The organism is Mycobacterium sp. (assembly GCF_049673265.1).
Classification (GTDB): Bacteria; Actinomycetota; Actinomycetes; order Mycobacteriales; family Mycobacteriaceae; genus Mycobacterium.
In genome coordinates this window covers 1-6,986 of record NZ_JBATXN010000265.1, presented here as the reverse complement: position 1 = coordinate 6,986, position 6,986 = coordinate 1, and the positions used below count along the sequence as shown (strand labels likewise).

Genomic DNA, 6,986 nt, shown 5'->3' with positions numbered 1-6,986 from the left:
CCCAATGGCCTTCGTCGAGATGTGCAGTGGTCTTGGTTGCGCCGGCATCGGTGCCGCCGCCGGGCTCGGTCAGCCCGAATGCGCCCAAAGCACGGCCACTTGCCAACTGCGGCAGCCACTCTCGCTTCTGCGCTTCGGTGCCGAATCGGTATACCGGCATCGCACCCAGCGAAACGCCGGCTTCCAAGGTAATCGCGACGCTTTGGTCGACCTTGCCGAGTTCCTCCAGGGCCAGACACAGGGCGAAGTAGTCGCCTCCCATTCCGCCGAACTCTTCGGGGAAGGGAAGGCCGAACAGGCCCATGTCAGCCATCCCCGCGACCACCTCGTATGGGAACGAGTGCTCGGCGTCGTGCTGCGCGGCAACCGGTGCGACGACACTCTGGGCGAAGTCACGGACCGTCTTGGCCAATTGCTGGTACTCGTCGGGTAGCGTCGCGGTTGACAAGAATTGGGTCATGACGAGCTATCCTCTACTTTTGATACTTCGGCTATTGCCTTGGTGTTCACGGTAATCCGCGCTAGCGGCTGGCCGACCTTGACCTGGTCGCCGGCGGCGACGAGAAGTTCAACGACGCCGTCGACCGGCGACGCGAGCGCGTGCTCCATCTTCATCGCCTCGACGGTGACAACAACTGCGCCTGCGGCCACGCCAGCCCCGTCGTCCACGCTCACCGCAACCACCGTCCCGGGCATCGGGCTGGTCAACTCGGCGTCGCCGCTGTGCTCGTCGTCCGGACGCACCGGCGCCTCGCGAACCTCCTCGAGCACGGCGGTGGCACCCGCGCCGGCCAGCCAGATCTTGCTGCCGGCGGTCGCGACGGTGTAGTCGCTGCGCAGGCCGTCCAGTGTCACCGTTAGCCGGTTGCCGGTCAGATCGGCCTGCAGCGAGCGGGTTTCGCCGTCCTCGATGCGGACTTCGGCAGACTCCCGGGTACCGGTGATGTGGACGTGGTCGGTCCGTTGGCCGGCCCCCAGCCGGATGCTCACGGGCGCGTTGACCCCGACCCGCCACCCCGATGGCACCTTCCACAGGTCGGCGCCGGGCGCTGGATGCAGGCGCAACCAATGAAACGCCGCCGCAGCGATGAACTGCTCGTCAGTAGGCACCGCCGCAACGAAATCGCCCGCCCGTCGGTCCAAAAGCCCGGTGTCGAGTCGGCCCGCGGTGACATCGGGATCGGCCAGCAGGAACCGGGCGAACTCGACATTGGTGATGACGCCGAGCACCGCGGTGTCCGCCAGAGCCCGGTCGAGGCCGCGCAGGGCTGCCGCCCGATCCGCGCCGTGCGCTACCACCTTCGCCAGCATCGGGTCGTAATCGCTGCCGATGACCATTCCCGCGGCAAGGCCCGAATCGACCCGCACCCCCGCCGCGTCGGGTTCCACCAACTCCAGCACGTCGCCGCCGGTAGGCAAGAAGCCGTGCGCGGGATCCTCGGCATAGACCCGCGCTTCAATCGCGTGCCCCTGCAACGCAATATCAGCCTGACCGATGGCCAACTTCTCCCCCGCTGCAATGCGGACTTGCCATTCGACCAGATCCCATCCTGTGACCATCTCGGTGACCGGATGCTCGACCTGCAGCCGGGTGTTCATTTCCATGAAAAAGAACTCGTCGGGCCGGTCAGCCGACACGATGAACTCCACCGTGCCGGCCCCGGCGTAATCGACGCTGCGGGCGGTGTCACACGCGGCCGCGCCGATCCGGGCCCGCGTCGCAGCGTCCAGCAGCGGTGACGGCGCCTCTTCGATGACCTTTTGGTGCCGCCGCTGCAGGCTGCACTCACGTTCGCCCAGATGCACCACGTTGCCATACATGTCGGCCAGCACCTGGACCTCGATATGTCTGGGGCGCAACACGAATCGCTCGAGGAACAACGTGTCGTCGCCAAATGCAGCTGCCGATTCGCGGCGGGCGCTGACCAGCGCGGCGCGCAAGTCAGCCGGCTGTTCGACCATCCGCATGCCCTTGCCGCCGCCACCGGCGGACGGCTTGACCAGAACCGGATAGCCGATCTCTTCGGCCGCAGCGATCAGCTCATCGTCGGTAAGTCCCGGGCGCGCGATACCGGGAACCACCGGTACTCCGAACGCCGCCACGGTGCCCTTGGCGGTAATCTTGTCGCCCATGGTTTGAATCGCGTGCACCGGCGGGCCGATGAATGTCACTCCCGCCGATCCCAGCGCTGCCGCGAAATCGGCATTTTCCGAGAGGAATCCGTAACCCGGATGTACGGCCTGAGCACCGGTACGTACCGCAGCGTCGACGACTGCGGCGATGTTGAGGTAGCTCTCGCGCGCGGGCGCCGGCCCGATCGCGACGGCGAGGTCGGCCTCGGCGACATGGCGCGCGTTGGTGTCGGCATCGCTGTAGACGGCCACCGACCGAATGCCCATGGCCTTCAGCGTCCGAATCACCCTGACGGCGATTTCACCGCGGTTTGCAACCAGAACCGTATCGAAGTTCACCGCCGTCACATCCTGAAGACGCCGTAGGAGACTGGTTCGACGGGCGCATTGGCTACAACCGAAAGCGCAAGACCGACAACAGTTCTGGTGTCAGCAGGATCGATAACGCCGTCGTCCCAGAGTCGCGCCGTCGAATAGTAGGGACTGCCCTGCTGTTCATACTGAGCGCGGATCGGAGCCTTGAACGCCTCTTCCTGCTCAGCGCTCATCTCCCCGCGCACCGTGGCCAGCACCGACGCCGCTTGCTCACCGCCCATGACCGAGATCCGCGCGTTGGGCCACATCCATAAAAAGCGTGGCGAATACGCCCGTCCACACATCGAGTAGTTCCCCGCACCGTAGGACCCGCCGATGACCACGGTGAGCTTGGGTACCCGGGCGCAGGCGACTGCGGTCACCATCTTGGCCCCGTGTTTGGCGATACCGCCGGCTTCGTAATCACGACCCACCATAAACCCGGAAATGTTCTGCAGGAACAGCAACGGCACCAGCCGCTTGTCGCACAACTCGATGAAATGCGCTCCCTTGAGCGCGGATTCGCTGAACAGCACACCATTATTGGCGATGATCCCAACCGGGTGGCCGTGAATTCGCGCGAAGCCAGTGACCAGCGTGCTGCCGTACTCCGCCTTGAATTCGCCGAATTCGCCCCCGTCGACGACTCGAGTGATGACGTCGTGCACGTCGTAGGGAATCCGTGCATCTACCGGGACGACGTCGTAAAGCTCGCTTTGGTCGGCGATCGGATCAACGCTTGGCAGCACATCCCAGGTCGACGATTGGCGTGGGCCCAGGGTGGCGACGATGCGCCGGATGATGCGCAGCGCATCTCGGTCGTCATGAGCGAGGTGATCAGTGACACCCGAAGTCTTGGAGTGTAGATCACCGCCGCCGAGCTCCTCGGCGGTAACCACTTCCCCGGTGGCGGCCTTCACCAGCGGCGGGCCGCCCAGGAAGATGGTGCCCTGATTGCGGACGATCACCGCCTCGTCGCTCATCGCCGGCACGTAAGCGCCACCGGCGGTGCAGGATCCGAGCACGGCCGCGATCTGCGGGATGCCTTCGGAGCTGAGTTTGGCCTGGTTGTAAAAGATCCGGCCGAAGTGTTCGCGGTCGGGGAACACCTCGTCTTGGCGCGGCAGGAAGGCGCCGCCGGAGTCGACGAGGTAGATGCAGGGCAGCCTGTTCTGCCCAGCGATCTCTTGGGCCCGTAGATGCTTTTTGACCGTAATCGGGTAGTAGGTACCACCTTTGACCGTTGCGTCGTTCGCCACGATCATGCATTCGCGGCCGGAAATTCGGCCGATCCCGGTGATGATGCTCGCGCCGGGGCACTCGTCGTCGTACATGCCGTCGGCGGCCAGCGGGGCAATTTCGAGCAACGGACTCCCGGAGTCGAGCAGGCCATCGACTCGGTCCCGGGGCAGCAGCTTGCCGCGGTCGACGTGGCGTGTGCGAGCACGTTCCGGGCCGCCCAGGGCGGCCGCGGCCAGCTTGTCGCGCAGCTGGGCGACAAGTGCGCGGTGCGCTTCGCGGTTTTCCACCGGAGAGGTCATCTGATGCACGCCAATTTCGGTTAATGATCACTAACTCGTGATATGTTAGTGGCGATTAACCGAAGTGTCCAGCATGAGTTGTCGCGGGAGGCCGTCATGGCAGTGTCTGCTCCGGCCAACGACAGCGGCCGCGGTGACGCCAGAGGCCACGCCGAGGCGCCGAATCGCCGCAGTCGGCGCAAATCCGACCGTCGCGTGCAACTGCTGTCGGCAGCTGAGCGGCTGTTCGCCGAACGCGGATTTCTGGCGGTGCGACTGGAAGACATCGGCGCCGTCGCCGGGGTCAGCGGTCCAGCGATCTACCGGCACTTCCCCAACAAGGAATCGCTGCTGGTCGAGTTGTTGGTCGGCATCAGCACCCGTCTGCTCGCGGGTGCGCGCGAGGTCAGATCCCGCGAGTCCGACGCCGTCGCGGCGCTGGACGGCTTGATCGACTTTCACCTCGACTTCGCGCTGGGCGAACCGGATCTCATCCGCATCCAGGACCGCGACCTGGCCCACCTACCGGCCGCGGCGCAGCGCCAGGTGCGCCGCGCACAGCGCCAATACGTCGAGGTCTGGGTGGGCGTCCTACGCGAGCTCGAGCCCGGACTTGCCGAGACTGACGCGCGGCTGATGGCGCACGCGGTGTTCGGGCTGCTCAACTCGACTCCACACAGCCTCAAGCCCGCCGACGGCAGGGCGGCACGGTCTCGGGCGGTGATGCGGGCGATGACGGTTGCGGCGCTGACCGTCGACGCGTCGCGTTAGTGACGCACTTGCTCAATCCGAGCCATAACTGATCGGCCGGACGTATTCTCAGCGTCTCTGCGGAGGCTCGATCGCGGTCGATTGATGGCCCTACGCAGCCTGCGAGAGGACTTCGATGAGTCCCGACTATGACGTGATCGTGATCGGATCGGGTTTCGGCGGATCTGTTACCGCTCTTCGGCTGAGCGAAAAGGGGTATCGCGTCGGCGTGCTCGAGAAGGGCGCCCGCTGGCACATGGAGGATTACCCGCCCAACAACTGGCATTTGCGAAAATCATGGTGGCACCCGCATTTCGGCCTCATTGGCCCCATGCAAATGACCGTACTGAAGAACGTCCTTATTCAATCGGCTGTTGGGGTGGGCGGGGGTTCGTTGATCTACGGCAACGTCCTCTACGAGCCGCTCGAGCAGTTCTACAACGATCCGCAGTGGGCTGCTATCACCGACTGGAAGGCCGAATTGGCACCGCACTACGATCAGGCCAAACGCATGCTGGGTGTCGCCACGAATCCGAGATTGACAACAGCAGACGAGATCTTGAAGTCGGTCGCCGGCGATCTGGGTGTCGGGGACACATTCCACCCGACTCAGGTGGGCGTGTTCTTCGGTGAGCCCGGTAAGACGGTGCCCGACCCTTACTTCGGTGGTCTGGGACCCGATCGCGCCGGCTGTATCTTCTGCGCCCAATGCATGACCGGATGCCCGCACAACGCCAAGAACACCACCGAACGTAACTATCTGTATCTGGCGGAAAAGGCTGGGGCACAGATTCATCCCATGACAACGGTCGTCGACGTGCGTGAATTAGCGGGCGGTGGGTATGAAGTCGAAACCGTTCACAGTGGACGGTGGATACGCAGGCAACGCCGAACCTGGCGGGCCGATCAGGTCGTGTTTTCCGCCGCCGCGATCGGCACGCAAAATCTGCTGCATCGACTGCGGGCCAGCGGTTCGCTACCGCGGATATCGCCACGGTTGGGAGAACTGGCGCGAACCAACTCGGAGGCCGTCCTGGCTGCCATCTCCCGCACGCGAACCGACCTGGCCCAAGGCATCGCAGGGACATCATCGATCCACCCTGATGTGAACACCCACATCGAAGCCTTCCGCGGCGGCAAGGGCAGCAACGCGATGGCACTGCTGAGCACCACGCTGGTGGACGGCGACAAACACCGCCTCGCCAAATGGGCATTGGTCAACCTGCGCCACCCAGCTGCGTTCATCCGGACCTTTAACATTCGGAAGGCCACCGAGCGGGGGGTGCTCCTGCTTGTGATGCAGGATCTCGACAACTCGCTCACCACCTACCTCAAGCGCGGCCTTCTCGGCACCACGATGACCTCCCGCCAGGGCAAGGGCGAGCCCAACCCAAACTGGATTCCGACCGCAAATGACGTCGCCCGGCGCGCAGCCGACAAGATCGACGGCGATCCTCGGGGCCTGTACAACGACATCTTCAACATTCCAACCACAGCGCATTTCATCGGCGGTTGTCCTATCGGCGATTCACCCGCGTCCGGCGTCGTCGACCCGTATCAACGGCTCTACGGGTATCCGGGCTTGCATGTGATTGATGGCTCCGCTATTTCGGCGAACCTCGGCGCCAACCCGGCGTTGACGATCACCGCGCAGTCGGAACGGGCGGTCGCGCTCTGGCCCAACAAGGGCGAACCCGACCCACGTCCGCCACTCGGCTCCACTTATCAGCGGATTTCGCCGGTTCGGCCGAGCCGCCCGATCGTGCCCGAAAGCGCACCGGCGGCGCTGCGCCTATCAGCAATCTGACTCAGCCTGCGCGGATCCCGGCTGCTCAGCGAAAGTCTCGGCGGCGGGCGTCGTGCTGCAGGTACCCTGCCACCATGAGGTGGGCATGAACGATCCGCGTCGGTCCGAGCAGACCCGTTCAGCTCAAGAGGGGACCGAACAAACCCAACGGATACGTGCGCCTTATCCGCCGTACGCCGACCCGGCATACAGCGGACAGTCGTCCTATCCGCCCCCGTCCTACCCCGGCACAGTGCCCAATTCGAACGCAACCCACCCGACCGAGCAACTGCCGCGGTACTGGACGCACGGTCAACCTCTGGCGGATCAACCGCCGGAAGAACCCACGCCTGGCAGGGCGAAGGCACCGCGCTGGCTGTGGATCGTCACTGGTGCTGCGGTGCTGCTGGTCGCCGCCCTGGTCATCGCCCTGGTGATCGCCA

At 64.7% G+C, this 6,986-nt stretch carries 5 protein-coding genes and 1 pseudogene; 3 read left to right on the top strand and 3 right to left on the bottom strand.

Annotation, left to right across the window (positions count from 1 at the left end; all coding sequences use genetic code 11):
• The 3 genes from WBF82_RS09335 to WBF82_RS09325 all read right to left on the bottom strand — a co-directional run.
• On the bottom strand, positions 1–460 hold a 460-nt coding region (locus tag WBF82_RS09335), incomplete at its 3' end, for an acyl-CoA dehydrogenase family protein (RefSeq protein WP_424382764.1).
• Positions 457–2,472, bottom strand: a complete 2,016-nt coding sequence (locus WBF82_RS09330; RefSeq protein WP_424382763.1) for an acetyl/propionyl/methylcrotonyl-CoA carboxylase subunit alpha — start codon at positions 2,470–2,472, stop codon at positions 457–459. The genes WBF82_RS09330 and WBF82_RS09335, both read right to left, overlap by 4 nt.
• A gap of 5 nt (positions 2,473–2,477) precedes the next feature.
• Positions 2,478–4,028: a carboxyl transferase domain-containing protein gene (locus WBF82_RS09325; RefSeq protein WP_424382762.1), complete on the bottom strand. Its 1,551-nt coding sequence runs from the start codon at positions 4,026–4,028 to the stop codon at positions 2,478–2,480.
• 96 nt (positions 4,029–4,124) lie between these two features.
• On the opposite strand from WBF82_RS09325, the gene WBF82_RS09320 reads away from it, so the two are divergent.
• The 3 genes and pseudogenes from WBF82_RS09320 to WBF82_RS09310 all read left to right on the top strand — a co-directional run.
• Complete coding sequence (locus WBF82_RS09320; protein ID WP_424382761.1) at positions 4,125–4,778, top strand: TetR/AcrR family transcriptional regulator; 654 nt, start codon at positions 4,125–4,127, stop codon at positions 4,776–4,778.
• Between the two features lie 115 nt (positions 4,779–4,893).
• Positions 4,894–6,564, top strand: a complete 1,671-nt coding sequence (locus tag WBF82_RS09315; protein WP_424382760.1) for an FAD-dependent oxidoreductase — start codon at positions 4,894–4,896, stop codon at positions 6,562–6,564.
• An 85-nt stretch (positions 6,565–6,649) separates the two neighbouring features.
• Positions 6,650–6,986 (top strand): annotated as a pseudogene (locus WBF82_RS09310) (hypothetical protein); the annotation flags it as partial.

Coding starts and splice junctions, on each gene's coding strand:
- WBF82_RS09325 (WP_424382762.1), bottom strand. CDS start 4,028: ATGACCTCTCCGGTGGAAAACCGCGAAGCGCACCGCGCACTTGTCGCC.
- WBF82_RS09320 (WP_424382761.1), top strand. CDS start 4,125: ATGGCAGTGTCTGCTCCGGCCAACGACAGCGGCCGCGGTGACGCCAGA.
- WBF82_RS09315 (WP_424382760.1), top strand. CDS start 4,894: ATGAGTCCCGACTATGACGTGATCGTGATCGGATCGGGTTTCGGCGGA.